Origin of the sequence: Amycolatopsis heterodermiae (assembly GCF_034929455.1) — a bacterium.
GTDB classification, from domain to species: domain Bacteria; phylum Actinomycetota; class Actinomycetes; order Mycobacteriales; family Pseudonocardiaceae; genus Amycolatopsis; species Amycolatopsis heterodermiae.
Map to the genome: position 1 here is coordinate 277,825 of NZ_JAYFSI010000009.1, position 25,210 is coordinate 303,034.

Sequence of the window (25,210 nt, forward strand, 5' to 3'; positions counted from 1 at the left end):
AAACGTAGCCCCGGCCACCGACAAAACAGGGGTGAAGGAATGAGCGCATTGCCGCGGGAAGAGCTTCGCGGCCTCTTCCTGTTCGAACACCTTTCCGAGGACCAGCTCGACTGGATCGCCGACAACGCCGTGCTCGAGGAGTACGAGGGCGACACCGTCGTCATCCGCGAAGGCGACGAAGCGACCTGCTTCTACGTGCTGCTGGGCGGCGCGATCCGGATGACGCGGATGGTCAGCGGCACCGAGGTGGAGACCAACCGGTCCGACCAGCGCGGCGCCTACTTCGGCGCGACGCAGTTCTTCGTGCACCAGGAGAGCGAGCACCGCTACAACGCGACGGTGCGCGCGCTGTCCGACGTCACGTTCCTGACGCTGCCGTCGCAGGAGTTCTCCTTCGAGTTCCGCCGGTGGTTCCCGATGGCGACCCACCTGCTCGAGGGCATGTACCTCGGCTGGCGCAACAGCGACACCGTGATCGGCTCGCGCCGCCGTCTGCTGGCGCTGGGCGAGCTGTCCGCCGGCCTGACGCACGAGCTGAACAACCCGGCCGCGGCCGCCGTGCGGGCGACGTCCGCGCTGCGCGAACGCGTCGCCGGGATGCGCCACAAGCTGGCCTACCTGGCGAAGAAGGACATCGACCCCGAGCTGCTCGACATGCTCATCGACGTCCAGGAACGCCTCGTCAAGCAGGTCGCGCAGGCCCCGAAGCTGACCGCGATGCAGCAGTCCGACCGCGAGGACGAGATCGGCGACTGGTTCGAGGACCACGGCGTCGACGGCGGCTGGGACTTGGCCGACATCTACGTCCGCGCCGGGCTGACCGCGCCGGACATGGACAACGTCCTCGAGTCGGTCGGCGACACCTTCCTCGACGGTGCCGTCCGCTGGCTCGCCTACGCGCTCGAGACCGAGATGCTGATGGGCGAGATCGAGGACTCGACCACGCGGATCTCGGCGCTGGTCGGCAAGGCCAAGCAGTACTCGCAGATGGACCGCTCGCCGCACCAGTGGGTCGATGTCCACGACGGCCTCGACTCCACGCTCGTGATGCTCGCCGGCAAGATCGGCGACGGCGTCCGCGTCGTCAAGGAGTACGACCGGAGCCTGCCGAAGATCCCGGCGTACGCGGCCGAGCTCAACCAGGTCTGGACGAACATCATCGACAACGCGCTGGGCGCGATGGGCGGCGAAGGCACGCTCACGCTGCGCACGTGGGGCGTCAACGACCAGGTGCGCGTCGAGATCGGCGACACCGGCCCGGGCATCCCGGAGGACATCAAGGGACGGATCTTCGAGCCGTTCTTCACGACCAAGGCGGTCGGCGAGGGCACCGGGCTGGGCCTGGACATCTCGTGGAAGATCGTCGTCGAGCGGCACCAGGGCGACCTGCGCGTCGAGTCGGAGCCAGGGAACACCCGGTTCGAGGTGTGCCTCCCGACCGAAGAGCAGGCCTCCCTCTGATGGCCACCGTCCCGACGGTCACGACCGAGCTCGGGGCGCTGGTGGGGCTGGCGGGTGACGGCGTCCGCAGGTGGCGCGGGATCCCGTACGCCCGGCCGCCGGTCGGCGAGCTGCGGTGGAAGGCGCCGCAGCCGCCTTCGCTCTCGGGTGGCGTGCACGTCGCGGCGGAGTACGGGCCGCACGCGATGCAGTCGCCCGACCCGATGAACCCGGGGGCGGTCTGCGACGAGGACTGCCTGTACCTCAACGTCTGCACGCCGGAAGAGCCCGCGCCCGAGGGTGGTTATCCGGTGCTGTTCTGGCTGCACGGCGGCGGCTACCGTGTCGGCCACGGTGAACAGCTCGGAGACGGCGAGGAGTTCGCGCGCGCCGGGATCGTCGTCGTCACGATCAACTACCGCCTCGGCTCGCTCGGGTTCCTGCACCTCGCCGGGATCTTCGGCGAGTCCGAGGCGGACGCCGGTGTCGGCGGCCTGCTCGACCAGATCGCCGCGCTGAAGTGGGTGCGCCGCAACATCTCCGCGTTCGGCGGCGACCCGTCGCGGATCACCGTCTACGGCGTCTCGGCGGGCGCGAAGAGCATCGGGAACCTGATGGGCAGCCCGCTCGGCGCGGGGCTGTTCGCGCAGGCGATCAGCAGCAGCGGCGGCGCGGACCACGTGGCGACGCCGGAAACCGGCACCGCGCTGGCCCGGCGGCTGCTCGACGAGGTCGGCTGTCACGACGCCGAATCGCTGCGGGCGTTGCCCGCCAAGGAGTTCGTCGAGGCGCAGGAACGGATCCTGACCGGTTTCCAGGCCCTGTGGCTGTGGCGCCCGACGCTGCACCCGCGCGTGCTGCCCGAGGTGCCGGTCGAGCCGATCCGCCGCGGCAGCGCGGCCGGCGTCCCGCTGCTGGTCGGCTGCAACAGCAACGAAGGCAGCACGTACGCGATGATGCTGGGTGACGACATCGCGACGGCGCCCGCGGAAGACGTCCTCACGCAAATCCTCGGGACAGAGGGAACTTCGCAGCTGCTGGAGACGTACCTCCGCCGCGTCCCCGACCTCAAGTCCGCGAAGATCGCCGCGATGGGCGACGAACGCTACGGCGTCCCGACGCAGCGGCTCGCCGACGCGCAGTCCGCGCACGCCCCCGTTTACCGCTACCGCATCGACATCGCGGCCCCCGGGGTGCCCGAACAGCTCGACGGCGGGCACGGCACCGAGACGACGATGGCGTGGAAGACCCCGCTGCCGCTGTTCACACAGGCGTCCGACGTGAACCCGGCCCGCGAGCGCGCGGCGTTGCTCATTCACCGGTGCTGGGTGCGGTTCGTGCACGACGGCGTCGCGTCCGCCGACGGCCCCGACTGGCCGCCCTACGGTCCGGAACTGCGCCCGGTGATGGTTTTCCGGGAAGACACGGACCTGGTGCTCGATCCACGTGCCGAGGAGCGAAAGGCTTGGGGCGACACCGAATGGGCGTCCGGGACGTGGTTCCCCGCGGTGTAACACTGTTCATCTTCCGTTCACTTCGAACTGGCTCGTCCGCGCGTCAAACGAGTCGAAGGCCCTGAAGGATCGGGCCGTCGAGGGGAGTGGCTCGTGAAACGCCGGGTATCGATCGGACTGGCCGTGGTGCTGCTGCTCGCGGTCGTGGCGGTGATCGTCTGGGGGCGCGGGGACGACAGCGCGCAGGGTGGTGACCTGACCACCGTGCGCGGCGTGATCGGCTCCGAGAAGCAGGCGTTCTTCACCGACCAGCGCGTGGTCGACGCCTTCGCCCGGCACGGCCTGAAGGTCGAGGTCGACACGGCCGGGTCGCGCCAGATCGCGACGACCGTCGACCTCGGGAAGTACGCGTTCGCGTTCCCGTCGTCCTCGCCCGCGGCGCAGAAGATCCAGCGTGACCGCAAGGTGACCACGGTCTACACGCCGTTCCAGTCGCCGATGGCGATCGCCACCTTCGAGCCGATCGTCGCGCTGCTGAAGGCGAACGGCGTGGTGCACAAGGGCGCCGGCGACTACGACGTCCTCGACGTCGCGAAGTACCTGGACGTCGCGAAGGCGGGCACGCGCTGGGACCAGCTGCCCGGCAACACCGCGTACCCGGCCCGCAAGAACGTCCTGGTCACGACCACCGACCCGCGTGAGTCGAACTCCGCGGCGATGTACCTGTCGATCGTCTCCTTCGTGGCCAACGGCAACACCGTCGTCAGCACGCCGGACCAGGAGGCGAAGGTGCTGCCGTCGGTGTCGAAGCTGTTCCTGGACCAGGGCTACACGCAGAACAGCACCGAGGGGCCGTTCGAGGACTACCTGTCCGCGGGCATGGGCAAGACGCCGCTCGCGCTGATCTACGAGTCGCAGTACGTCGACCGCGTCGTCCGCGGCGACGGTTCGATCCGGCCGGACATGCGGATGATCTACACGGCGCCGACGGTGTACTCGAAGCACACCCTGATCCCGTTCAGCGGTGACGGCGACAAGGTCGGGCAGCTGCTCGCGACCGACCCGGAGCTGGGCAAGCTGGCCGCGACGTTCGGGTTCCGCACCACCGACCCGAAGCTGTTCGCGGACGTCGCGGCCAAGGCACACGCACCCGCCGACCTGGTGGACGCCGTCGAGCCGCCGTCGTTCGAGACCCTGGAGCGTCTGCTCGACGCCGTCGGCAAGCAGTACTGACATGGACGAATTCACCCTGACCCCGCCGGAGCCGGTCACGGCGATCCCGGCCGAGCGGGCCGCCGGGCTCATCACGCTCAGCGAGGACACGCGGTCGGAAATCACCGTTCGCGCCGGGAAGTTCACCGAGCGGCTCGAAGCGCTGGACGTCAAGTCACCGGAGTTCACCGACCTCTTGGACGAACTGCTGGCCGTCGGCGAGGCCGACATGCGGGCCGCGGCCGGCGTCGCCGGGGCGATGCTGGACCGCACGAGCCGGGCGCTCACGGCGTCACCCCAGGAACACGTCACGACCAGCCTGACGAGCCTGCGCCGCACGGTCGCCGAGCTGGACCCGGCGAAGCTGCCGCTCACCGGCCGCAAGCTGCTCGGGATGTTCCCGGTCGCGGCGGGCGCGAAGCGCGCGCTGGACCGCTACCGCGCGGCGAACGAGCCGGTCAACGCGCTGGTCGTCGACCTCCGCGGCCGTCAGGACGTCCTGCGCCGCGACAACGCCGCGATCAAGGGCGAGCGCCAGCGGCTGTGGAAGGTGATGGGGAAGCTCGCCGAGGCGGCCGCCTTCGCCGAGGCCGTCGACGGCGCGATCGAGACCCAAGCCGGGGTCTTCGACTTCACCGATCCCGCGCGCGCCAACGCGTTGCGTGGCGACGTGCTGTACCCGATCCGGCAACGCCACCAGGACCTGCTCACCCAGCTCGCGGTCAGCGCGCAGGGCTACCTCGCGCTGGACCTGGTGCGCAAGAACAACGACGAGCTGATCCGCGGTGTCGAGCGGGCGGTGTCGACGACCGTGTCAGCGCTGCGCGTCGCGCTGCTGGTCAGCGGGGCGCTGGCGAGCCAGCGCGACGTCCTGGACGAGGTCGCGGCGCTCCAGGCGACGACCGACGGGCTCATCCGCGCCAACTCCGAGCTGCTGGAACTGCAGTCCGCCGAGATCCGCAAGGCGAGCAGCGACCCGGCGGTCGCGACCGAGACGATCCGCGCGTCCTTCGACCGGATCTACGCCTCGATCGACGCGATCGACGGGTTCCGCGCCGACGCCGTCCGCACCATGGCGACCACGGTCGAGTCCCTGTCCGGCGAGATCCGCCGGGCCGAGGACCACCTGCGCCGCTCGCACGAGGGGGAAGTATGAAGAAGCTCTTTCTGGTGGCCCTGAGCGCGGTGTTGCTCGCGGGTTGTTCCGACTCCGGCGCTTCGCCGTCCGCGCCGCTGGGGGACCCTGAGCCGGGCACGCTCAGGATTCTCGCGGGCAGCGAGCTGGCGGACATGCAGCCGGTGCTCGACGAGGCCGAGAAGGCCACCGGCGTCAAGGTCAAGTTCACCTTCACCGGCACGCTGGAAGGCGCCGAGTCGCTGGCGAACGGCAGCGTCGACGGCAAGTACGACGCTGTCTGGTTCTCGTCGAACCGTTACCCGGCGGGGATTCCCGAAGCGGCGAAGCGGCTGGGCAACCAGGTCAAGATCATGAGCTCGCCGGTGGTGCTCGGGCTGTCGGCGTCGTCCGCGCAACGGCTCGGCTGGACCGGCAAGCCGGTCGGCTGGGGCGAGATCGCCGCGCAGGCCGGCAAGAAGGCGTTCACGTACGGGATGACCGACCCGTCGGCGTCGAACTCCGGGTTCTCGGCGCTGGTCGGGGTCGCGTCGGCGCTGGCGGGCGCGGGCAACGCGATCGACGCCCAGCAGATCGCCGCGGTCACCCCGCAGCTGACGCAGTTCTTCAGCGCGCAGGCCCTTTCGGCCGGGTCGTCCGGCTGGCTGTCGGACGCGTACACGCGGCGCGCGACCGGCCAGGACCCCGGCCAGAAGGTCGACGGCCTGATCAACTACGAGTCCGTGCTGCTGTCGGCGAACGCGTCCGGGAAGCTGCCCGAGCCGCTCAAGGTGATCTACCCGAGCGACGGTGTCATCACCGCGGATTACCCGTTGACGCTGCTCGCTTCCGCGGGCGACGACGCCCGGTCGGCGCACCAGCGGCTCTCCGACTACCTGCGCACCCCGGACGTCCAGAAGAAGATCATGGACACGACGCAGCGGCGGCCGGTCGTGCCGGGCGTCGTGCTGGGGTCGCAGTTCGCGCAGCGCGACCTCGTCGAGCTGCCGTTCCCGGCGACGCAGCAGGCGGTGGATGCCCTGCTCCAGGCCTACTTCGACAAGATCCGCCGTCCGTCGCGGACCTTGTACGTGCTCGACACGTCGGGTTCGATGGAGGGGGAGCGGATCGACGCGCTGCGCACCGCGCTGGCCGGGCTGACGGGCGCGGACAACTCGCTCACCGGGCGGTACCGGCGGTTCCGGAGCCGGGAGGAGGTGACGATGCTGCCGTTCAACACCGGGCCCCAGGCGCCGCAGACGTTCACGGTGCCGGAACAGAACCCCGCGGCCGAGCTGGCCCGGATCAAGGCGTTCGCCGAAGGGCTCAACGCTCGAGGGGGCACGGCGATCTACGACTCGCTTGCCCAGGCCTACCGCGTGCTCGAGCCGTTGGCGGCGCGCGATCCCGACCGGTTCACCTCGATCGTGCTGATGACCGACGGGGAGAACGCGAACGGCTCGTCCCTGCCGGACTTCCAGGCGTCGTTCGGCTCACTGCCGCCCGCGATGAAGGGGGTGCCGGTGTTCACGGTCCTGTTCGGCGAGGGTTCGAGCGACGAGCTGACGCAGGTCGCGACCATGACCGGCGGCAAGGTGTTCGACGCGCGGAAGGTCCAGCTTTCCGACGTCTTCCAGGAGATCCGCGGGTACCAATGATGCTGCGTTATCTGGGCTCGACCAAGAACCTCGCCGGCTGCGTCGGCGGGCTCGTCGGCCTGGGGCTGTACCTGACCGGCGTGGTCGGCTCGATCTGGCCGGTGGTCGTGATCGCGCTGTACGCGGTGGGTGCGCTGCTCGCGCCGCCGGAGAAGGTCCGGCTGCTGCCCGACACCTCGGGGGAATTGCGCGCGTCGTTGCAAACGCTGGTCTCCTCGGTGTCCTCCCAGGCGTCGCGCATGCCCGCGTCCACTGTGGACACCGTCCGGCGGATCGCGGAGGTGCTGCACGACCTGCTCGCCCAGCCCGCGCGGCTGTCGGCCGATCCGGACCTGCAGCACTCCGTGGTCCGGCTGGTGCGGACCGACCTGCCGCTGTCGGTGGAGACTTTCCTGAACCTGCCGTGGTGGTTCGCTTCCCGGAGGGCCGGTGCGTCCGAAGAACTGGTGGCGCAGCTGGGCTTGCTCGAGGCGGAGACCCATCGGATCGCCGAGCGGTTCTACTCGGCGGACGTCGACCGGCAGGCGGACCACACGCGCTACCTGCGGGACCGGGACGCCTGATTCCCTTGCCGCGTCAGGGTTTCTCGGTTGTACCCGTGTGAGTGATGTGTTCGAACGGACGTTCGAGTACCTTCGTGGGAGTAGGTCGTCTCCGACGAAGGGAAAGCTATGGGCGCGTACCGAGTTTCGGCAGGGTCAGGGTCATCGCCGCGGTGGTCAGCCAGCTCAGCAGGTCGGTCAGGGGAATGCGGGAAAGCCGTTCCGGCCATTCCTCCGCCACGGTGTGGAGCACGAGTTCGTCGTGCCGCGGCTCCACTTTCGTCAGCTTCAGGCCGGGCGGGAGCTCCGGCAGCGGAAGCACGATGGGGCGGAAGCGCGCCGGTGGTTTCAGCTGCCGGCGTCCGATGTGGAGGGTGCGCGGCACGAGCACCACAGCGTCGTCCTCCACCTGGGCCTCCAGGGTCAGGTGGCCCCACTGCGGGCGCTTGGCCCAGTGGATCTGGAGCAGGCCGCTCCCGGCCGGCGCGGCGACGATCCCGGGGCGGACTGCCGCCACCCGTTCGCGCAGCACGTCCGCGGACACGGCGATCCGCAGCTCGACCCGCGCGGGAATGGCGGCCGGAGTGGGCAGCGACCGGAGGCGGACGTCCTCGGCGAGCACGGTGACCCGCTTGAGGAGGATGCTGCTCTGCTCGCCGGCCTCGTTCGGGGGTTCGGGCCAGTCGACGTCCTCGGCGACGATGCGCACGTCGCCGACGCGTCCGGTGGCCAGCCGGAGGGTATCGGCCGGGTAGTGAAGTTCGGTGAGCGTGAGGCCGACCTCACGGCCGTCAACCTTGGCGGTCAGCTGCCGCCCGACAAGCTGCTCGGTGACACTCCGCAGAACAGCGGCGGGCGTGACGGGAACGTTCGGAAGCAGCGAACGCCCAGCCGCAGCCCAGCCGTCGAACCATCTGCCGTCACTCATCCGACCAGTGTCGCCGAAACCCGCCCCGCCCGCTGAAGCCGGGTCACGGCAGAAAGGAGGCAAAGAAGGCCGACGCCGGAATCCGCGGCGCAAAGGGCCTTGATGACCAGCTCGAACGCTCCGGCTGGTGTTGTCGTCGCAACGAACGCTGCGGTCCCGGATGCGTCACACCGCTGGCATTGAGATGACGCGTGCGGCTCGGCTGTTCACCGCCACCCGAAGGTCCCAAAGGAAGGCCATGCTGCGAATTCCGCAGCGCCCAGTTCACCGCACTGCGGCTGTCCGTCATGTACGCGAGTCGCCGTCCGCACCTTGGCGCTGGAGGAGGTCGTCGTCAACAATCCGAACGCCGAGCCCGTCTCAGGCGCGCGATAACGCTGGGTTCTCGTCAACCGTCGGAACGCCGAGCGTGTGTCAAGGCGCGCGATAACGCTGGGGTCCTCGTCAGCGGTCCGAACGCCGTGCCCAGGTCTGGGCGCGATCACCAATGGTGTTGGAGGCCGGCGCCCGCGTGGATGAAGCAATCTGTCGCTGATGCCCGCCGCGGAACGGAGTCGTCCCATGGCAATTCGCTGAGCGATGCCAGTTCGCGGTTTCAGTGCCTCGGGCCACCGCGCTGTGGCTGTCGTCATGCCAGCGAGTCAAGGTCTGCACCCTTGGCGCTGGGGTTTCTCGTCAGCAGCCCAAACGCCGAACCCTGTGCCTAGGCGCGCGCGTCAACGCGTTGGGTACTCGCGTGGGTGAACAGCCTGCTGATGTCCGTCGCGGAACAGTACCGTCCCAAGGTAATTCATGAAGCGAAGCCAGATCACGGATCCCGCGCCCGGCCTACCGCGCTGCGGCTGTTCACGCAAGCAAGTCACCATCCGCACCATGGCGCGGGGACCTCGTCAACAGCCCGAACACCAAGCCCGGTGTCTGGGCGCGACCGCCAACGCTGTTGGGCACCCGCGCAGGTGAAACAGGCCCGCCGCGGAACAGCGCCGTCCCAAGGTAAGTCGTGAGGAGAAACCAGATCGCGAAATCACACGACCCAGCCACCCACACCATCGCCGTCGACCGTCAGGTGGTCACCCAAGTGGGGTGCCACCTGCCGTCACCGGAGGGGGCGGTGACGGCAGGTGGCCGTTCAGGGGTGTCGGCAGGCGACCGCCCATTACCGGCCGGCGAAGCGGGCGATGATGCCCGTGACGACCAGCCAGAACACCGCGGCCAAGCCGAAGTCCAGGATCACGGCGAGGCTGGGGTTGCTCACCGGGAACAGGCCGGGCCAGAACAATGCGAGAGGAACCGCCAGTGACTTGATGAAGACGAAGAAGGAGTTACCGGCATTGGCGCCGGCGAGCACCATGATCATGTAAAGAACTTCGATCCCCGCGAAGATCGCGCCGATCGCCGTGATGACCCGCACGGCCGTGTTCCGTCGAGTGGTGGTTCGCCAAGGAGACATGCCGCGGAAATTCCCGGATGGGGTGACCTGTCAAACGCTTCAAGGCCCAGATTGCGCCGTTTGGCCGCTGTTATTGCTCTCCGCTCGGTAACGAGCACGCTCAGTGAGCCAGGTTCAGCGTGACCTTTTTCGCCGAGCAAGCGCGCGATCGCCCAGTCCTGCACCGCGACCCCGACGGACTTGAACACCGTCCGCCCGCCGACCACCGGAGGCTCCTGAAGCGCCTTTCCCAGCTCCACCAACGAATCCCGCGAAAGCAGCCCGTTGTCCACGGCGTGGATCACCTCGCCGGCCTCCTCGAGGACGGCGTCGATCTGGTCCACCACAACACAGCCGGCCGTCGCGAGCAGCTCGGCGGGAAGCTCCCGCATGGACGGCAGGTACGAACCGATCGCGTTGACGTGGACGCGTTCCGGCAGGGCGTCGACGTCGAAGAGAGGAGTGGCCGATGAAGTAGCACAACACACGATCTCCGCGTCGGAGACCGCGTCCTCGACACTCGCCGCGACCCGCACGCCCGGGAACTCCTCACTCAGCCGGTCGGCGAACTGGGTGGCCCGAAGCCGGGAACGTCCGAACACCGTCACCTGCCGCAGCGGGCGGACCGCCGCCACCGCGCGGATCTGGTCCGCGGCCTGGGCGCCGGTGCCGAGCACGGCCAGCCGGCTCGCGTCCGGTGGCGCCAGCAAGTCGGTGGCGACACCCGACACCGCGCCGGTGCGCAACGTGGTCACCGCGATCGCGTCGGCGACCAGCTGTGCCTCGGGCGTGTTCCACACCAGTGTCCCGAGGATCATCGGGTCGCGGCCGGCGACGAGGCTGAGGGTCTTCACCGCCGTGCGGCCGGTGGGGGTGTGGCAGGCGCTCATGACGAGCGTCGTGCCGCCGTCGAACGACAGGCGTTGCGGCACCTCGAAGCGGCCCGCGGCGAGGTCGAGGAAGGCCTCGCGCACCGCGTCGACGGCGGCGGGCATCGGCACGGCCGCTCGGACGTCGTCGGCGTCCAGCATGCTTCGGCACCCCCTCGTCGTCGTGGCCGCTAGCCTGGCCGAGTGCCCGATACCTCGCAAGATCCACCCGTCGAAGACCAGCGGTTCTTCCGTGACGACTGGTACGGCGAGGAGATCACCGGGCGGCACTACACGCGGTGCGAGTTCCACGAGGTCGACCTCTCCGAGGCCGTCACCCGGAACTCGACGTTCACCGACTGCGTGTTCGGCAACGTGCGCTTCAACGCGTCGCGGCACGCCGACTCGGCCTTCACCGGGTGCGCGTTCAAGCGGTGCAACTTCTTCGACGCCGAGTTCACCGGGTGCAAGCTCGTCGGGGCCACGTTCCGCGAATGCGAGCTGCGGCCGCTGCGGGTGACGGGCGGCGACTGGTCGTTCGCCGGGCTGGCGGGCGCCGACCTCCGGTCGGCCGCCTTCCACGGCGTGCGGATGCGCGAGGCCGACTTCACCGGGGCGAACTGCGCCGACGCGGTGTTCGCCGACGTCGACCTGTCCGGGGCGATGCTGCACGCCGTCAAGCTGTCGCGCGCCGACCTGCGGGGCAGCGACCTGTCGTCGCTCGATCCGGTGAACGCCGAGCTGGCCGCGGCGATCGTCTCGCCGGAGCAGGCTGCGGTGCTCGTCACGTCGCTGGGGCTGCGGGTCCGGGCGTAGGCTCACCTCCAGCAGGAAGGAGTGCCGGATGGGTGTCGTGACACCGGGGTTCCAGGGCCGTGCCCGCAGCGGCAACCCGCGCCTGCCACCCGGCCAGTACCTGGCCGAGGACTTCCCGGTGCTGTCGGCGGGCCCGACACCGCGCGTGCGCACCGAAACGTGGGAGTTCACGGTCACCACCGAGTCCGGCGAGAAGCACGCCTGGAGCTGGGCCGAGCTGATGGCTCTCCCGAGCGAGAAGTTCACTGTGGACATCCACTGCGTCACCCAGTGGTCCAAACTGGACACGAGGTGGCGGGGCGTTCCGGTGGACACGCTGATCGGCGGCCTCGACACCGCGGCCGACTACGTGATGGTGCACTCCTACGGCGGCTACACCACGAATCTGCCGCTGGGTGACCTGCTCGACGGCCAGGCCTGGGTCGCCTACGAGTACGGCGGCAAGCCGCTCACCCCCGAGCACGGCGGCCCGGCGCGGCTGGTCGTGCCGCACCTGTACTTCTGGAAGTCGGCGAAGTGGGTGCGCGGGCTGGAGCTCAAGACCCGGGACGAGCCGGGCTTCTGGGAGAACGTCGGTTACCACGACTACGGGGATCCATGGCGCGAACAGCGGTATCAGGGCGACTAGCCTGGCGGGTCGCCCGCCTGGCCGAGTTCCGCGACGAGACCCCCACGGCCCGCACGCTGGTGTTCGACCTGCCAGGCTGGCCGGGACACCTCGCGGGCCAGCACGTCGACGTCCGCCTGACCGCCGCCGACGGCTACCGCGCGCAGCGCAGCTACTCGCTCGCCGCCCCCGCCGACGGTGACCGGGTTGAGCTGACCGTGCAGCGCGTCCCCGACGGGGAGGTGTCGGAGCACCTCGCCGGCCCGTACGCGATCGGCGACCCGGTCGAGATCCGCGGCCCGGTCGGCGGCTGGTTCGTCTGGCGCCCGGCCGACCCCGAACCGGTACTGCTCGTCGCCGGTGGTTCGGGCATCGTGCCGATCATGGCGATGATCCGCGCCCGTCGCGCGGCGGGCGCCCGCACCCCGTTCAAGCTGATCTACTCACTGCGCACCCCGGCCGAGCTGTACTACGCGGACGAGCTGCGCAAGCCGACCGCGGGCCTGGACGTCACGTACGTCTACACGCGCGAGCTACCGGACGGCCGCGAGGGAATCCCGCGCCGCATCGACGTGGCCACGCTCAACACGGCAGCCTGGCCCGCCGAGTTCGGCGCAACATCCTTCGTCTGCGGCCCAACGGGTTTCGTGGAGACGGTGGCGGACATCCTGGTCGCCCTCGGCCACGACCCCCACCGCATCCGCACCGAACGCTTCGGCCCCAGCCGCGACTGAACCACCGGGCGGGTGACCTGGCCGCGCCGCCACGCTCCCGCAACCGACCCAAGCTGTCAGGGACGCTCGACTAACCCAGCCACAGCAGGGCCAGCCGCGCTGAACCACCCGGCCGGCGCCTGGCCTGAGCGACCTCGCTGCGCCCTCTCTGCCGCGACTGACCGATGCTGTTGGCGCCGTGTGTCGGGGGACTCCCGGGTAATCCCGGTCGCGCCGAGCCCCATCCACGACGGAACCAGGCAGTCGGCGCCGAGGCGAGGGATGGCGAGCGACTTGGCCGCGCCATCACTCCGCCGCGACCGACCTAAGCTGTCAGCGCCGCGCGTCGGGGACACTCGAGTAATCCAGCTCCAGCCGCGACCGAGCAACCCGACAGCGCCGAACGCGCAATGCCCAACCGCAGCCCCAGGCAAGAACCAACCGACCCCCGCGAGCCCCTAGGGAGAATCAGGGCGAGACAGCAGTTCCCGCAGCGTCGCCAGCAGCTCCCGGCGATCCGCCGCGCCCAGTTTTCCGCGGATGCGGGCCATGTGGTGCTCCACCGTCTTGCCCGAGATGAACAGCTTGCTGCCCGCCTGCTTGTACGTCAGGCCCTCGACCACCAGGCGGGCCACCTCTAGCTCGCGCTCGCTCAAAGCCGCCAGGCCGGTGCCCGAGGTCGTCGGTTCCGTGGCTCCCGCCTCGCGGCGGAGGCCGGTTCCCTGGAACTGGCGGGCCGCCTCCAGCAGCTGGACCATCGCCTTGCGGTCGGACGTGCGGATCGCCGCCTGGCCGGCCAGGCGGGAGGCGTCCCAGCACAGTCCCAGGTCGTGCAGTTCCGCCGCGGCCGCCGAGATCTCGTCCGGGTCGAACGTGCCGCCGAGGACGCTGAGCCAGCCCTTCGCCGCCGCGGCCAGGGCGCTCGGGTGGCGGCCGCAGTGGGCGTGCGCGGTCAACGTCGCCAGGTGCGCCTTCGCGGCTTCGGCGTCCTCCAGCGTGATCGCCGCGTGCAGCTCGTGCCAGACCAGGGAAACCGTCCACAGTGGAGGCTCGCCGAGGCGGGTCAGCAGCGCGTGGGCGCGTTCGAGCTGGCCGGCGAGCTTCGCGTGGGTGCCCGTGCGGGCCGCCGCGATCGCCAGCTCGCCCAGCGGCAGCAGGGTGAACAGGTCCGTCTGCTGCCGCATCGACGCCTGGTACGCGCGCGCCCACGACCGCTGCAGCCCGACCAGGTCGCTGGCCCGCCGGGCCAGGCCGAGCTCGAGCGTCGCGAAGAACAGCTCGTCGCGCGCTTCCAGCGGGTGACCCGAGACGGCGTCGCGGTGTTCCGCGGCCGCCGCCAGGTCGCCCGCGGTCATCGCCACCCAGCCCAGCAGCAGCCGGTGCCGCACGGCGAGGAGGTCGCCGCCGATGCGGCCCTGCAGGGCGCGGCTCAGCACCGACTCGGCCAGCGCCAGCTCACCGGTGTGCAGGGCGGCGAGCGCGGCCAGCGCCGCGGGGCTATCCGGCAGCAGCGTGCCGCCCAGCGCCGGTTCCAGCATCGCCGCCGCGCCGAGCAGGGTGGACAACGTCTCGGTCGCGCAGCCGGACACCGAATCGGCGATGCCGCGGGCCATCCGGGTGGCCGCGCCGGCGAACAACGTCGGGGGGAGGCCGGGGGCGGGGGAGTCGAGCAGCCGGCGGGCACCTTCGACGTCGCCCGTGCCGACCAGCGCCGTCGCCGCGAACGCGTCGGTGCCGCCGCGGCCACTTGCGCCGTGGGTCGCGGCCCACTGGTAGAGCTCGGCGCCGCGGGCCAGTTCGCCGCGGTGGGCCAGCACGGTGGCCGCGATCTCGGCGCCGGCCGCGCGGCTCTCGGCGTCGGCCGCGCCGAGCATCCCGTCTCCGAGGCGCAACGCCGTGTCGAGGTCGCCGGACAGGCCGGCCGCGCGGGCCCAGCCCGCCGTGACGGCCGGGCCGCGGTCGCCCGCTTCGGCGGCGGCTTCGAAGAGCTGCGTCGCCAGGCGGGCGTCCGTCGGCAGGGCTTCGGCGGCCGCCGCGGCGAACGCGGCCGCCGCGGACGCGCCGGTGCTGCCGGTGCCGAGCAGGGACCGCGCCAGGTCGAGCACCGGGAGGCCGTTCGCCAGCTGCAGCTCGACCAGCCGCTGGACGGTGGTCAGGCGCCGGGCGGGCGGCCCGAAGTCGCGGACGGCGCCCGAAGCCAGCGGCAGCAGCGTGTCGTCCGGGGCGAGCAGCCCGGTCGCGCGGGCGCCGTCGACGATCCCGGGCAGCTGGTCCGGCGTGCGGTCCAGCAGCGCGCACAGCAGGTCGAGGTTGCGCCCCGCGCCGGCTTCGGCGGCGATCAGGTAGCGCAGGACGTCGTCGTCGAGCTCGTCGAGCTCGGGCCGGAACTCCTCCAGCCGCCCGAGCAGCGCGCGCTCGGCCAGCCGCGGCACACCACCGCTGGCGGCGTGCAGCTCGGCGATGGCGGCCGGGTCGGCGGGCCGGCCGGTCAGCGTCTCGACCAGCCGCGCGACGTCCTCGACGCCGAGCGGGCCGAGCTGCACCAGCGTCCAGCCGGGCGCGATCGCGGCCGGCCGGTGCGCGACGACGATCGGGCCCTCGGCACCCGCCAGGAGCTCTTCGAGCTGGTCGGCGCCGAGCCGGTCGGCGTCGTCGACGAGCAGGGCGTCCGCGCCGGCCTGCTGGTAGACGCGGGCGAGCGCGGCGAGCAGCACGCTCTTGCCGTAACCGCCGGGGGCGACGACGGCGACCCGCAGCGGTACGGCCGGGTCGGCGGCGACCTGGTCGAGCAGCTGCCGGGCCGCCGGGTGCACGGGGACGGGGTGAAGCGGGGCGGCCTGCGTGAGCAGTGTGTTCAACAGTGACCTTCACCGGAGGGGGCGCCGGGAGCGGCGCAGTGACTCGGGGTGGACTGGCTCGGGGCGTGGGACTGGTCGGGGCCGGCGGTGGCTTCGCGGGCGGTGAGGGTGATCAGCACGGCGGAGACGGCCGCGGCGAGCACGAGGACCGCGGCGGCGAGGGGGCGGCGGCGCCGGAACAGGTCCAGCGGGCCGCTGCGCTCGGGCAGTTCGAACGGCGTGATCTCGACCGGCGGCCGGGGTGGCCGCTCGCCGAGCTCACCGAGCGTGTCCACCCGGGGGAGCAGGGTGGTCTCGACGGCCGGGGGCTCCTGGGGGGTGGCCCGGTGGTCCGCGTGCAGCCCGGCGAGGGCGGCCGCGCCGAGCGCGGTGGTGGCCGGCGGAACCGGTCCCGCGAACATCGGGCACGGCGGCCGGGCGGGCAGCGCGTGCGGCGGGACGTCGCCGCAGAACACCACGCCGGCGAGCCCCTTCGGGGACATCGAAGCGGTGCCGGTTAGCGCGAACAGCGTGCTCAACGCGGCAGCCGGGGACACGCCCTCGGCGCTCGCCGCGATCTGCCAGCCGTTCGCGGCGGTCGGCGTCGCGAGGCTGACGTGCACGCCGTCGGTGCCGAACTCGCACACGCCGGCGGCGGTCACGCCCGGGCCGGGCACGGGCAGGTGCGCGCCGAGCGCCGCGATCGAGCCGGGGACCAGCGTCACCGCCGTGAACCCGGCGTCGGCCAAGGCCCTGCGCAGCAGGTCACGGCGGTAACCGCCCCAGTCGCCGGGGTGGGTCAGCACCAGGTGGCGCGGGCGGCCGCCGAACTGGTTCTCGGCGTGCTCCGCGATGCCTTCGACGAGTACCGTGGTCAGCGTTTCGGGCGGGAACGACTCGCCTTCGACGACCATCGGCACGTCGTCGCCGATCCGCCGGTGGAAGCCGGTGAGCAGCCGGGACGGGACCCGGGCGCCCGCCTGGGCCGCCGCGTCGCCGGTGAGCAGGTACCCCTCGTCGTCCAGGAACAGCGCGGACGCCGCGGCGGGGGACCGTTCGCCCAGCCAGAGGAGCTCGGGGTCACTCCAGCCGGTGCCGTGACGGTGGCAGATCGCGGCGTGGGTCCGGCCCTGTGCCACGTCGATCCCGAGGACGTAGGACAACGGCGCTTCCTCCTCACCTCGCGGGGCCGATCGGGGGCTCGAAATCCCCCTAGGGCTCGGGGCATCCTCACCCAAACGGGTTAGTCAATCAAGGGTCTGGAGGGATTTAACCCAACTGCGTGCGTCTCGGATGAGCCCCTAACTCCCTAACGATGACATATCGATCCCCTATCGGCTGAGCCGGTGGCGACTCGGAGTGATCACCGATGTGCGCCGGGGGTCCGCCTCCCTAACTTGGCCATGGACACCGGTCCCAGCGGCCGATGCCGTCCCCCGAACACCGGATCAGGAGAACCCCCATGGACTCCGTGCAGACGTTGCACGACTTCGCCCTCAACCTGCTCAACGACCCGACCGCCCTCGCGGCCTTCGGGACGGACCCGCAGCAGGCCCTCGCCCTCGCCGGCCTCGGCGACGTCAGCGCCGCCGACGTGCACGAGGTCATCCCGCTGGTGCTCGACTACGTGCCGGTCGACAGCCTCCCGGCCGTCGGCGGCCTCCCGCTGGTCGGCGACCTGTCCTCGCTGGGCACCGACACCACCGGCATCCAGGGCGCGATCGACCAGCTCACCGCCCTCACCGCAGGCCTCGGCCTGCCGGCCACCTCGGCGCTGCCGGGTGTCGGCGACCTCGGCGTCGGCGAGCTGCCGGGCCTGGGCGACCTGCCCGTCGGCGAGCTGCCCGTCGTGACCGACGTCACCAACTCCGGCAACGTCACCGCGCTCGCCGGCAACGTGACCAGCGTCATCATCGGCGGCGACCTGGCGAGCGGTCTCGACTCGGCCGCGCTGGCCAACCTGACCGCGGCCCCGGCGTACCTGACCGACGCCAACCAGATCGCGCAGCTGACGACGCTGGCCGAGCAGCCGCTCGTCGGCGGCGTGGGCACCGCCCACACCATCGGCACCGAGGTGCTGAGCGCCGTTTCCGGCCCGGTCGGCGACGTCACCTCGCACACCGGCGACCTGACCGGCGGCGTGTCGAACCTCACCGACGTCGCGTCCCACGTCGGCGACTTCACCGGCATCCTCAAGGGCACGAGCGACCTCGACATCAAGCACGTCACCACCGAGGTTTCGCACGTCGCGCACGGTGTCGGCGACGTCACGAGCACGGTGACCTCGGCCACCGGCCTCAACGTGGACCACAACGTCCTGAGCGGGGTCGGCGACATCGCCGGCGGCAACGGCACGGCCGTCCACGACGTGGTCTCCGATGTCACGGACGTCAGCCACAACGCGCTGGGCAACCTGCACATCGGCGACATCGCGTCCAACGACATCCACCTCGGGCACTGATTCCCGAACCGGTCACCGGTGCCCGTCCCGCGGTCTGGGTGCAGCCGCGGGACGGGCACCCGGTGTGCGTACGGGGAGTAAACCGGGGACACTCGTCCGCTGTGACCGCACCGGCTTGGCTCGAAGTGCTCAACGAGACGTTGGACGCGTGCCGCACCCACGGCCGCGCCGACCTCGCCGAGCGCCTCCGCAGACGTCGTGACGCCCCCGAAGGGCAGATCCGCCTCGGCGTGCTCGGATTCCCCAAACAGGGCAAGGGATACCTGCTCAACGCCATCCTGAACGCGCCGGTGTGCGCGGTCGGCGACGCCGCCACCCCGGCCGTGCCGACCGAGATCGCCTACGCCCCCGAACCCGCCGCGACCTTGGTCGCCCGGTCCCTCGAGCGGATTCCCGTCGCGGTCGACCGGCTGACCGGCGAACTCGGCGCCCGGCCCGCCGGCACGCTCAGCCGGGTCGAGGTCGGCGTGCCCCGCGAGCTCCTCGCGGCCGGGCTCGTCCTGGTCGACACCCCGCCGATCGGCGACCCCCGGTCGCCGCGCACGGCCGCCGCGCTCGACCTGCTGGCCGAAGCGGACGCGGTGATCATCGTCTCGGACGCGACCGCGCCGCTGAGCGCCGCCGAACTCGCGCTGGCCCGGCATGTGCGCACCTGGTGCCCGCACGTCGTGCTGGCGCTGACCAAGATCGACGCCAGCCCGGGCTGGCGCGCCGTCGCCGAGGCCGACCGCAAGATGCTCGCCGAGGCGGGGATCGACTCGCCGGTGCTGCCGGTGTCCGCGGTCGTGCGCCAGGCCGCGGCCAAGACGGGTGACGCGGATCTCAACTCCCGTTCGGGCTTCCCCGAGCTGCTCACCTGGATCACCGAGCAGGCCGCCCGGCCGCCGGAGCAGTCCCGCGCGCTGCTCGCCGCGGTCGGCGTGCGCGCCGCCGCGGCGGAACTGGTGGAGTCGCTGCGCGACCGCGCCGAAGCCGCGGGCCAGGACGCCGGGCTCGGCCAGGCGGCGCTGCTGCAGCGGGCGCAACGCCGGGCCGACGACCTGCGCCGGCAGAACACCCGGTGGCAGAACCTGCTTTCCGACGAGATCACCGACCTGCTGGCCGACGCCGAGTACGACCTGCGCGAGCGGACCCGCAAGATCGTCAACTCCATCGACCAGACCTTCGACGAGGGCGACCCGGCGAAGGTGTGGGACGACTTCGCGCCGTGGCTGGACGACGCGCTCGCCGACGCCGTCGAAACCAACTACGCGTGGCTGACCGACCGGTCCCAGTGGATCGCGCAGGCGGTCGCGACGTGTTTCGGCACGCAGTACGACCAGGCGCTGCCCGACCTGCCGCTCGACGGTTCGGGCATCGAAGACCTCGACGACGTCCGGCGGCCGAAGATCGAGAAGTTCAAGATCGGCCAGCAGGCGTTCACCGGCCTGCGCGGGTCGTACGGCGGTGTCCTGATGTTCGGCCTGGTCACCAGCCTGCCCTGGCTGGGGCTGCCGCTGATCAACCCGGTCTCGATCAGCGCCGGCGCGGCGTTCGCCGTGAAGACGATCCGCGACGAGGGCGGGATGCGGCTGCAGCGCCGCCAGGCCGTCGCCAAGCAGGCCGCCCAGCGGCACGTCGACGACGTCTTCCTGCGCTTCAGCAAGGAATGCCGGGACGCGGTCCGCATGGTGCAGCGGCGCCTCCGTGACCACTTCACCGGCCTCGCCGAGGAGCTCGCGGACGAGCTGACGCACGAGCGCGAGACGATCCTGGCCGGCACGGCCGAGCGCGAACGGCGCACGGTGCACATCCGCCGCGAGATCGACCGGCTCGCCGGCCTGCACCAGCGCGCGGGTGAGCTCGGCACGATCGCCGGACGGCAGCGGCGGGAGCTTTCGGCGTGACCCAGGACGTCCGCGACCTGCTGGCCGCCGCGGCCGGGCTCTACCGCGACGACCCGCGTGCGTCGGCGCTGCTGCTCGACTGCCAGCAGCGGCTGGACCAGCCACTGCGCGTCGCGTTCGCCGGGGCGCCGTCGTCCGGGAAGACGACGCTCGCGGCTACGCTGGGGGAGTGGCCGACGCGGGCGCTGCGCGACCTCGTGCTGCTCGACGACCCCGGCCCGGCCGACGACTTCCCGGACGCGACGGTCCGGCTCGTCCGCCACCTCGAGCCGGACGAGCTCGCCGCGGCGCACCCGCCCGGCGGCTCGGCGTTCGCGCGGCAGAGCGCGGTCAACTCGGTGCTGGTGCTGTCACGCGCCGACGAGGTCGGCGCGGGCCGGATCGACGCGCTGTTGACCGCGAAGCAGCTCGCGCGGCGGGCGTGGCGCGAAGACCCGCTGTGCACCGGGTTCCTGGGCGTGATCGCCGTCGCCGGGCAGCTGGCCTACGGCGGCCGGTCCCTGCGTGACGACGAGTTCGACCTCCTGGCCGCCTTCGCCGCGGTGCCGCGCGAGGAGCTGGAACGGCACGTGCTTTCGGTGGATTCCTTCACCGACCCGGCGTTCCCCGGCCCGATCCCGGTGGAGACACGACGGTCGCTGGTGGTGCGGTTCGGGATGTTCGGCGTCCGCCTGGCGCTGACGCTGATCCGCACCGGCTGCGACGACCGCGTCAAGCTCTCGGCGGAACTGGTCCGCCGCAGTGGCCTCGGCGAGCTGCGGGACACCCTGGCCGGGTGTTTCGTCGCGCGGGCCGAAGCGTTGAAGGCGCGCACGGCGGTGATCCGCCTGGAAGCGTTGCTGGCGGCGCAACCCCGCCCGGGCGGCGACCGCTTGGTGTCGCGAGTGGAGCGGTTCGCGGCGGCCGCGCACGACTTCCGCGAGCTGCGCCTGATCGCCGACATCCGCGGCGGCCGCACGGCGCTGTCCGGCGACCCGGCCGAGGAAGCGGTGCGGCTGCTCGGCGCCCAGGGCACCGCACCGGCCGACCGCCTCGGCCTGGAGCCGGACGCGGACCCGGGCGAGATCTACGACTCGGGCCTCGACGCGCTGCGCCGCTGGCGCCACGAGGCCGAGCGCCCGGACCGCCCGCACGCGGAACGCACCGCGGCGCACGTCGTGGTGCGCTCGACCGAGGGACTGCTGGCCCTGTTCGGCTGACGCGGCAAAGAAAACACCGACCCGTCGCCCTGCCCGGTGGTCCTTGTCCGGTCTTGACGCCCCGCTCGGGAGCGACGCACCATAGAGCGGTCTACGGTCCAGCGTCGGCCCGAAGGGAAACCCGCCATGCCCGAAGACCACCGCCCCCGGGTCCGGCTGTTCGGCGAGGTGCTCGCGCACTGGGCGCGGGAACGGCCCGCGGACACCGCGCTCGTCTACGGCGACCGCACCTGGACCTGGGCGGAGTTCGACGAGCGCGTCCGGCGGCTGTCGGGTGCGCTGGCGGCGGCCGGGGTCGGCCGGGGCGATCGCGTGGCGTTCGTCGACAAGAACCACCCGGCCTGCCTGGAGACGACCTTCGCGGCGGCCGGGATCGGCGCCGCGAACGCCGTGGTCAACTGGCGGCTCTCCGGCGACGAACTCGCGTACGTGCTCGCGGACGCCGGTGCCAAGGTCGTCTTCGTGGGCGCCGAACTCCTGCCCGCCGTCGAAGCGGTCCGGGACCGGCTGCCCGCGGTGGAGCGCGTGGTGGTCGTCGGGGACGAGTACGAATCCCTCCTGACCGCGGAACCCCTGGGGCCACAGGAACTCGACGAGGACGACGGTGTCCTGGTCATGTACACCAGCGGCACCACCGGCTTCCCCAAGGGCGCCGTGCTGACCCACCGCAGCGTCCTCGCCCACGGCATCGCCGCGGGCACCGCGTTCCCGATCGGGCCGGGTGACGTCAATCTCGTCGCGATGCCGCTGTTCCACGTCGGCGGCAGCTGCTACGCGGTTTCCGGCTTCCTGTACGGCGAACCGTCGTACCTGACGCGCGAGCCGGACGCCGCCTCGCTGTTCGCCGCGCTCAAGGCCGGGATCACGCACGCGTTCCTGGTGCCCGCCGTCGTCGCCGGGATCGCGCAGGCCGGCGAGCAGGCGATGCAGGCGTTCTCGACGATGAAGTACCTCTGTTACGGTGCTTCGCCGATGCCGCTTCCTTTGCTGCGCAAGGCGTTGGCCGCCTGGCCGGACGTCAGGTTCGCCCAGGTCTACGGCATGACCGAGCTGTCCGGCGCGGTCACCGCGCTCGACCCGGAGGCGCACCGCGACGAGTCCCACCCGGAGCGGCTGGCCTCGGCGGGCACCGCACTGTCCGGTGTGGACATCCGCATCGTCGACCCGGTCACGCTCGAGGACGCCGACGCTGGCGAGGTCTGGATCCGCACCGAGCAGCGGATGGCGGGCTACCTCGGCAATCCCGAGGCGACCGCGGAGACCATTGTGGACGGCTGGGTGCGCACCGGCGACGTCGGCCGCCTCGACGACGGCGGGTTCCTGTTCCTCGAGGACCGCGTCAAGGACATGATCATCACCGGCGGTGAGAACGTGTACTCGCCCGAGGTCGAGCGGGTGGTCGCGGAGTTCCCCGGCGTCGCCGAGGTGGCCGTGATCGGCGTCCCGGACGAGCGCTGGGGCGAGCAGGTCAAGGCCGTCGTCGCCGGCGAGCAGCTCGACGCCGACAAGCTCATGGAGTTCTGCCGCGAGCGCCTGGCGCACTACAAGTGCCCGCGCAGCGTCGACGTCGTGGAAGCGTTGCCGCGCAACGCGACCGGCAAGATCCTGAAGCGGTCACTGCGCGAGCCGTACTGGCGGGACCGCAGCCGGAACGTCTGATGCCGCCGGTCACGCGGCAGGCCTACTTCGAGGCCGCGCTGGAAGTGCTGGCGGAGCACGGGTTCACCGAGCTGAACGTCGGACGGCTCTGCCGCGACCTCGGCGTCACGAGCGGGTCGTTCTACCACCACTTCGGCGGCTGGCCGGGGTTCGTGGAGCAGCTCCTGGACCACTGGGAGAACCGGCAGGTGCGGATCCTGCGCGAGCGGGACTTCGGCACCGGCGGGCCGTCGGCGGACTTCGCCGCGTTGATGGACCTCACGCTGGGGCTGCACCACGAGGCCGAGGCGGCGATCCGAGCGTGGGCGATGAACGACGAAAGCGTGCGAGCGGCCCAGAAACGCGTCGACGAGGCCCGGCTGCGGACGGTCGGCAAGGCGGTCAAGGGCATCGTCGGCGACCGTGCGCTGGCCCGGACGCTGACGTCACTGGGGATGGCGATGCTCGTCGGGCACCAGCAGCTGACGTCGGCGGGGGAACACAGCGAGCTGACGGCGCTGCTGGCCGAGTACACGGGCCTGGTGCACTCCCGCGCTAAGCGTTGCCGAGAATCCGGTTGACGGCGATTTCGAGGACCACCCGCTGTGGGTTCGGCTTGGGTACGCGATACCGCGCCGCATAACGGTTCTCCGCGTCGCGCACGGATTCCGGATCGTCGCGCAGGATCGCGCGTCCCTCCAAAGTGGACCATGTGCGGCCCTCGACCTGGCAGACGGCGGCCGGGATCCCGCCGTCGCCCGCGGCGCGGACCAGGCGGGCCTTGACCGCCGAGGCGAACGTGATCACGCGGGCGAGGCCGGTCTCGAAGTCCACCGTCACACCGACCGCGGAGACGTGCGGGGTGCCGTCCGGGCGGACGGTCGTCAGGGACGCCAGGCGCCGTTCGGTCCAGAAGGCGCGGAAGTCCGCGTCGCGGTCGATCTCCATGCCCCCACGCTAGTCCGTCCGGGCGATCGGGGAAGGGTGAAACCACTCACGGTAATTGTAAGGAAAGTTTCCTAACAGTCTTGACCAGCTCTTGAACCTTCTGTCACGCTCTGAACCGCCATCGCCGCAGCCAACGATGTCGGAGGATTCATGAAGAAGATCGTCCGGGCGGTGGTGGCCACGGCCGCCTTGGCCGCCGGGCTGCTGAGCGTGCCGGCGACCGCGAACGCGGCCGGCACGCCGTACGTGCCGGGAACCCTGCGGCCCTCGGTCTCGCAGGCCACCCAGGACCAGGTGCTCCAGAAGTACTACGACTTCTGGAAGAAGAACTTCCTGACGACCAAGTGCGGCAGCGGCACCTACGCCGTGCTGTCCAAGGACGCCGACCACTCCTTCGTCGCCGAGGGCGAGGGTTACGGCGTGACGATCTCGGCCATGATGGCCGACAAGGACCCGCAGGCCCGCGCGATCGTCGACGGGATCGTGAAGTTCGTCAAGGCGCACCCGTCGGTCAACAACAAGGACCTGCACGCGGCCGAGCAGGATGCGAACTGCAAGAGCGTCAACGGCAGCGACTCCGCGACCGACGGCGATCTGGAGATCGCGTACGGCCTCCTGATCGCGGACACGAAGTGGGGCAGCACCGGCGCGGTCAACTACAAGGCCGAGGCCGTCCGGATCATCAACGCGATCAAGAAGAGCGAAGTCAACAACAGCACCAAGTTCACGCTGCTCGGCGACTGGGGCAACGACGCGGAGTACAAGAACAGCTCACGCTCGTCGGACTGGATGCCCGGGCACCTGCGGGCGTTCGCGAAGGCCACGGGGGACAGCTTCTGGGACTCGGTGCGGACCCACTCGGAGACCGCGGTGAGCCAGCTGCAGTCGCAGTACGCGCCGAACACCGGGCTGCTGCCGGACTTCGTGGTGAACACCAACTCGACGCCGAAGCCGGCGCCGGCGGACTTCCTCGAGGGCCCGTACGACGGCAAGTACAGCTGGAACGCCTGCCGCGACCCGTGGCGCCTCGGCGCGGACGCGATCACGGCCTCCGGCAGTGCCGCTAAGGCGCAGGTCGCCAAGATGAACACGTGGATCAAGTCGGCCACGGGCGGCGACCCGTCGAAGATCCAGAGCGGCTACTCGCTGTCAGGCACCAAGACCGAGAGCGGCCAGCACCCGTGCTTCACGGCACCGTTCGCGGTGGCGGCGATGACGGACCCGGGCAGCCAGGCGTGGCTCGACAAGCTGTGGACGTCGATCGCGTCGTTCTCCCCGGACTCGACGGACTACTACGGCACGGGCATCACGGTCCAGGTGCTGCTCATCCTGACCGGTAATTACGTGGCTGCTTGATCGTTCCGGCCGTCCCGCACCGGTATTTCGGGTGCGGGGCGGCCGGTTCGTGCTGGTCGAAGCGAGTCCTCTCGACCGGGTGCGGGGAATCGGCCTGGCCGCG

General features: G+C 71.3%; 20 protein-coding genes and 1 pseudogene. 15 read left to right on the top strand and 6 right to left on the bottom strand.

Annotation, left to right across the window (positions count from 1 at the left end; translation table 11 throughout):
- Positions 1 to 39: 39 nt before the first annotated feature.
- The 6 genes from VA596_RS33550 (at position 40) to VA596_RS33575 (ending at position 7,441) form a co-directional block, all read left to right on the top strand.
- Complete coding sequence (locus VA596_RS33550; protein WP_323332318.1) at positions 40 to 1,461, top strand: ATP-binding protein; 1,422 nt, start codon at positions 40 to 42, stop codon at positions 1,459 to 1,461.
- Complete coding sequence (locus VA596_RS33555) at positions 1,461 to 2,954, top strand: carboxylesterase/lipase family protein (protein ID WP_323332319.1); 1,494 nt, start codon at positions 1,461 to 1,463, stop codon at positions 2,952 to 2,954. Before VA596_RS33550 ends, VA596_RS33555 begins: the two co-directional genes overlap by 1 nt.
- 93 nt (positions 2,955 to 3,047) lie before the next feature.
- Positions 3,048 to 4,127 (top strand): hypothetical protein, encoded by a 1,080-nt coding sequence (locus tag VA596_RS33560; protein WP_323332321.1) that lies wholly within the window; start codon positions 3,048 to 3,050, stop codon positions 4,125 to 4,127.
- Between the two features lies 1 nt (position 4,128).
- The gene (locus tag VA596_RS33565) at positions 4,129 to 5,262 is read left to right on the top strand and encodes a toxic anion resistance protein (RefSeq protein WP_323332323.1); all 1,134 of its coding nucleotides are present in this window, start codon (positions 4,129 to 4,131) and stop codon (positions 5,260 to 5,262) included.
- On the top strand, positions 5,259 to 6,878 hold the full coding sequence (locus tag VA596_RS33570; RefSeq protein WP_323332325.1) for a vWA domain-containing protein: 1,620 nt from the start codon (positions 5,259 to 5,261) through the stop codon (positions 6,876 to 6,878). The genes VA596_RS33565 and VA596_RS33570 overlap by 4 nt, the downstream gene beginning before the upstream one ends.
- Entirely contained in the window at positions 6,875 to 7,441 is a 567-nt protein-coding gene (locus VA596_RS33575; RefSeq protein WP_323332327.1) for a hypothetical protein, read from the top strand. Before VA596_RS33570 ends, VA596_RS33575 begins: the two co-directional genes overlap by 4 nt.
- Positions 7,442 to 7,547: 106 nt before the next feature.
- Here VA596_RS33575 and VA596_RS33580 read toward each other — a convergent pair whose 3' ends face one another.
- The 3 genes and pseudogenes from VA596_RS33580 to VA596_RS33590 form a co-directional block, all read right to left on the bottom strand.
- Positions 7,548 to 8,348, bottom strand: coding sequence for a hypothetical protein (locus VA596_RS33580; RefSeq protein ID WP_323332329.1), 801 nt, complete (start codon positions 8,346 to 8,348; stop codon positions 7,548 to 7,550).
- Between the two features lie 1,156 nt (positions 8,349 to 9,504).
- Positions 9,505 to 9,759 carry a hypothetical protein gene (locus tag VA596_RS33585; RefSeq protein ID WP_247061574.1) on the bottom strand — a complete coding sequence of 85 codons (255 nt, stop codon included), beginning with the start codon at positions 9,757 to 9,759 and terminating at the stop codon, positions 9,505 to 9,507.
- Positions 9,760 to 9,926: 167 nt separating this feature from the next.
- Positions 9,927 to 10,808 (bottom strand): annotated as a pseudogene (locus tag VA596_RS33590) (ornithine cyclodeaminase family protein); the annotation flags it as partial.
- Between the two features lie 42 nt (positions 10,809 to 10,850).
- Here VA596_RS33590 and VA596_RS33595 point away from each other — a divergent pair.
- From VA596_RS33595 to VA596_RS33605, 3 genes are read left to right on the top strand one after another with little or no spacing between them, the layout of a single operon-like run.
- Complete coding sequence (locus VA596_RS33595; protein WP_323332331.1) at positions 10,851 to 11,462, top strand: pentapeptide repeat-containing protein; 612 nt, start codon at positions 10,851 to 10,853, stop codon at positions 11,460 to 11,462.
- A 28-nt stretch (positions 11,463 to 11,490) separates the two neighbouring features.
- Positions 11,491 to 12,090, top strand: a complete 600-nt coding sequence (locus VA596_RS33600) for a sulfite oxidase-like oxidoreductase (protein ID WP_323332333.1) — start codon at positions 11,491 to 11,493, stop codon at positions 12,088 to 12,090.
- Complete coding sequence (locus VA596_RS33605) at positions 12,060 to 12,803, top strand: ferredoxin reductase (RefSeq protein ID WP_323332335.1); 744 nt, start codon at positions 12,060 to 12,062, stop codon at positions 12,801 to 12,803. Before VA596_RS33600 ends, VA596_RS33605 begins: the two co-directional genes overlap by 31 nt.
- 437 nt (positions 12,804 to 13,240) lie before the next feature.
- On the opposite strand, the gene VA596_RS33610 is transcribed toward VA596_RS33605, so the two are convergent.
- Together VA596_RS33610 and VA596_RS33615 are read right to left on the bottom strand one after the other, a co-directional pair.
- On the bottom strand, positions 13,241 to 15,640 hold the full coding sequence (locus VA596_RS33610) for a helix-turn-helix transcriptional regulator (protein ID WP_323332337.1): 2,400 nt from the start codon (positions 15,638 to 15,640) through the stop codon (positions 13,241 to 13,243).
- On the bottom strand, positions 15,637 to 16,782 hold the full coding sequence (locus VA596_RS33615) for an Hsp70 family protein (protein ID WP_323332339.1): 1,146 nt from the start codon (positions 16,780 to 16,782) through the stop codon (positions 15,637 to 15,639). Before VA596_RS33615 ends, VA596_RS33610 begins: the two co-directional genes overlap by 4 nt.
- A gap of 299 nt (positions 16,783 to 17,081) precedes the next feature.
- Here VA596_RS33615 and VA596_RS33620 point away from each other — a divergent pair, with 299 nt between their 5' ends.
- From VA596_RS33620 to VA596_RS33640, 5 genes are all read left to right on the top strand, one after another.
- Positions 17,082 to 18,080 carry an IniB N-terminal domain-containing protein gene (locus VA596_RS33620; protein WP_323332341.1) on the top strand — a complete coding sequence of 333 codons (999 nt, stop codon included), beginning with the start codon at positions 17,082 to 17,084 and terminating at the stop codon, positions 18,078 to 18,080.
- A gap of 101 nt (positions 18,081 to 18,181) precedes the next feature.
- Positions 18,182 to 19,966, top strand: a complete 1,785-nt coding sequence (locus VA596_RS33625; protein WP_323332342.1) for a P-loop NTPase family protein — start codon at positions 18,182 to 18,184, stop codon at positions 19,964 to 19,966.
- The gene (locus tag VA596_RS33630; RefSeq protein WP_323332344.1) at positions 19,963 to 21,165 is read left to right on the top strand and encodes a GTPase; all 1,203 of its coding nucleotides are present in this window, start codon (positions 19,963 to 19,965) and stop codon (positions 21,163 to 21,165) included. Before VA596_RS33625 ends, VA596_RS33630 begins: the two co-directional genes overlap by 4 nt.
- Before the next feature lie 126 nt (positions 21,166 to 21,291).
- Positions 21,292 to 22,824, top strand: coding sequence for an acyl-CoA synthetase (locus VA596_RS33635; protein ID WP_323332345.1), 1,533 nt, complete (start codon positions 21,292 to 21,294; stop codon positions 22,822 to 22,824).
- Entirely contained in the window at positions 22,824 to 23,384 is a 561-nt protein-coding gene (locus tag VA596_RS33640) for a TetR/AcrR family transcriptional regulator (RefSeq protein WP_323332347.1), read from the top strand. The genes VA596_RS33635 and VA596_RS33640 overlap by 1 nt, the downstream gene beginning before the upstream one ends.
- On the opposite strand, the gene VA596_RS33645 is transcribed toward VA596_RS33640, so the two are convergent.
- Positions 23,359 to 23,751: a pyridoxamine 5'-phosphate oxidase family protein gene (locus VA596_RS33645; RefSeq protein WP_323332348.1), complete on the bottom strand. Its 393-nt coding sequence runs from the start codon at positions 23,749 to 23,751 to the stop codon at positions 23,359 to 23,361. The two genes, VA596_RS33640 and VA596_RS33645, sit on opposite strands and share 26 nt — an antisense overlap.
- 150 nt (positions 23,752 to 23,901) lie before the next feature.
- Here VA596_RS33645 and VA596_RS33650 point away from each other — a divergent pair, with 150 nt between their 5' ends.
- A complete protein-coding gene (locus tag VA596_RS33650; protein WP_323332349.1) occupies positions 23,902 to 25,107 on the top strand; it encodes a glycosyl hydrolase family 8 in 1,206 nt (401 codons plus the stop codon).
- The last annotated feature ends 103 nt before the right edge of the window (positions 25,108 to 25,210 follow it).

Bases quoted from the DNA above. Each gene is read 5' to 3' on its own strand.
- VA596_RS33575 (WP_323332327.1), top strand. From the start codon at position 6,875: ATGATGCTGCGTTATCTGGGCTCGACCAAGAACCTCGCCGGCTGCGTC.
- VA596_RS33650 (WP_323332349.1), top strand. From the start codon at position 23,902: ATGAAGAAGATCGTCCGGGCGGTGGTGGCCACGGCCGCCTTGGCCGCC.
- VA596_RS33645 (WP_323332348.1), bottom strand. From the start codon at position 23,751: ATGGAGATCGACCGCGACGCGGACTTCCGCGCCTTCTGGACCGAACGG.
- VA596_RS33635 (WP_323332345.1), top strand. From the start codon at position 21,292: ATGCCCGAAGACCACCGCCCCCGGGTCCGGCTGTTCGGCGAGGTGCTC.
- VA596_RS33570 (WP_323332325.1), top strand. From the start codon at position 5,259: ATGAAGAAGCTCTTTCTGGTGGCCCTGAGCGCGGTGTTGCTCGCGGGT.
- VA596_RS33640 (WP_323332347.1), top strand. From the start codon at position 22,824: ATGCCGCCGGTCACGCGGCAGGCCTACTTCGAGGCCGCGCTGGAAGTG.
- VA596_RS33620 (WP_323332341.1), top strand. From the start codon at position 17,082: ATGGACTCCGTGCAGACGTTGCACGACTTCGCCCTCAACCTGCTCAAC.
- VA596_RS33580 (WP_323332329.1), bottom strand. From the start codon at position 8,348: ATGAGTGACGGCAGATGGTTCGACGGCTGGGCTGCGGCTGGGCGTTCG.
- VA596_RS33565 (WP_323332323.1), top strand. From the start codon at position 4,129: ATGGACGAATTCACCCTGACCCCGCCGGAGCCGGTCACGGCGATCCCG.
- VA596_RS33550 (WP_323332318.1), top strand. From the start codon at position 40: ATGAGCGCATTGCCGCGGGAAGAGCTTCGCGGCCTCTTCCTGTTCGAA.
- VA596_RS33555 (WP_323332319.1), top strand. From the start codon at position 1,461: ATGGCCACCGTCCCGACGGTCACGACCGAGCTCGGGGCGCTGGTGGGG.
- VA596_RS33605 (WP_323332335.1), top strand. From the start codon at position 12,060: ATGGCGCGAACAGCGGTATCAGGGCGACTAGCCTGGCGGGTCGCCCGC.
- VA596_RS33600 (WP_323332333.1), top strand. From the start codon at position 11,491: ATGGGTGTCGTGACACCGGGGTTCCAGGGCCGTGCCCGCAGCGGCAAC.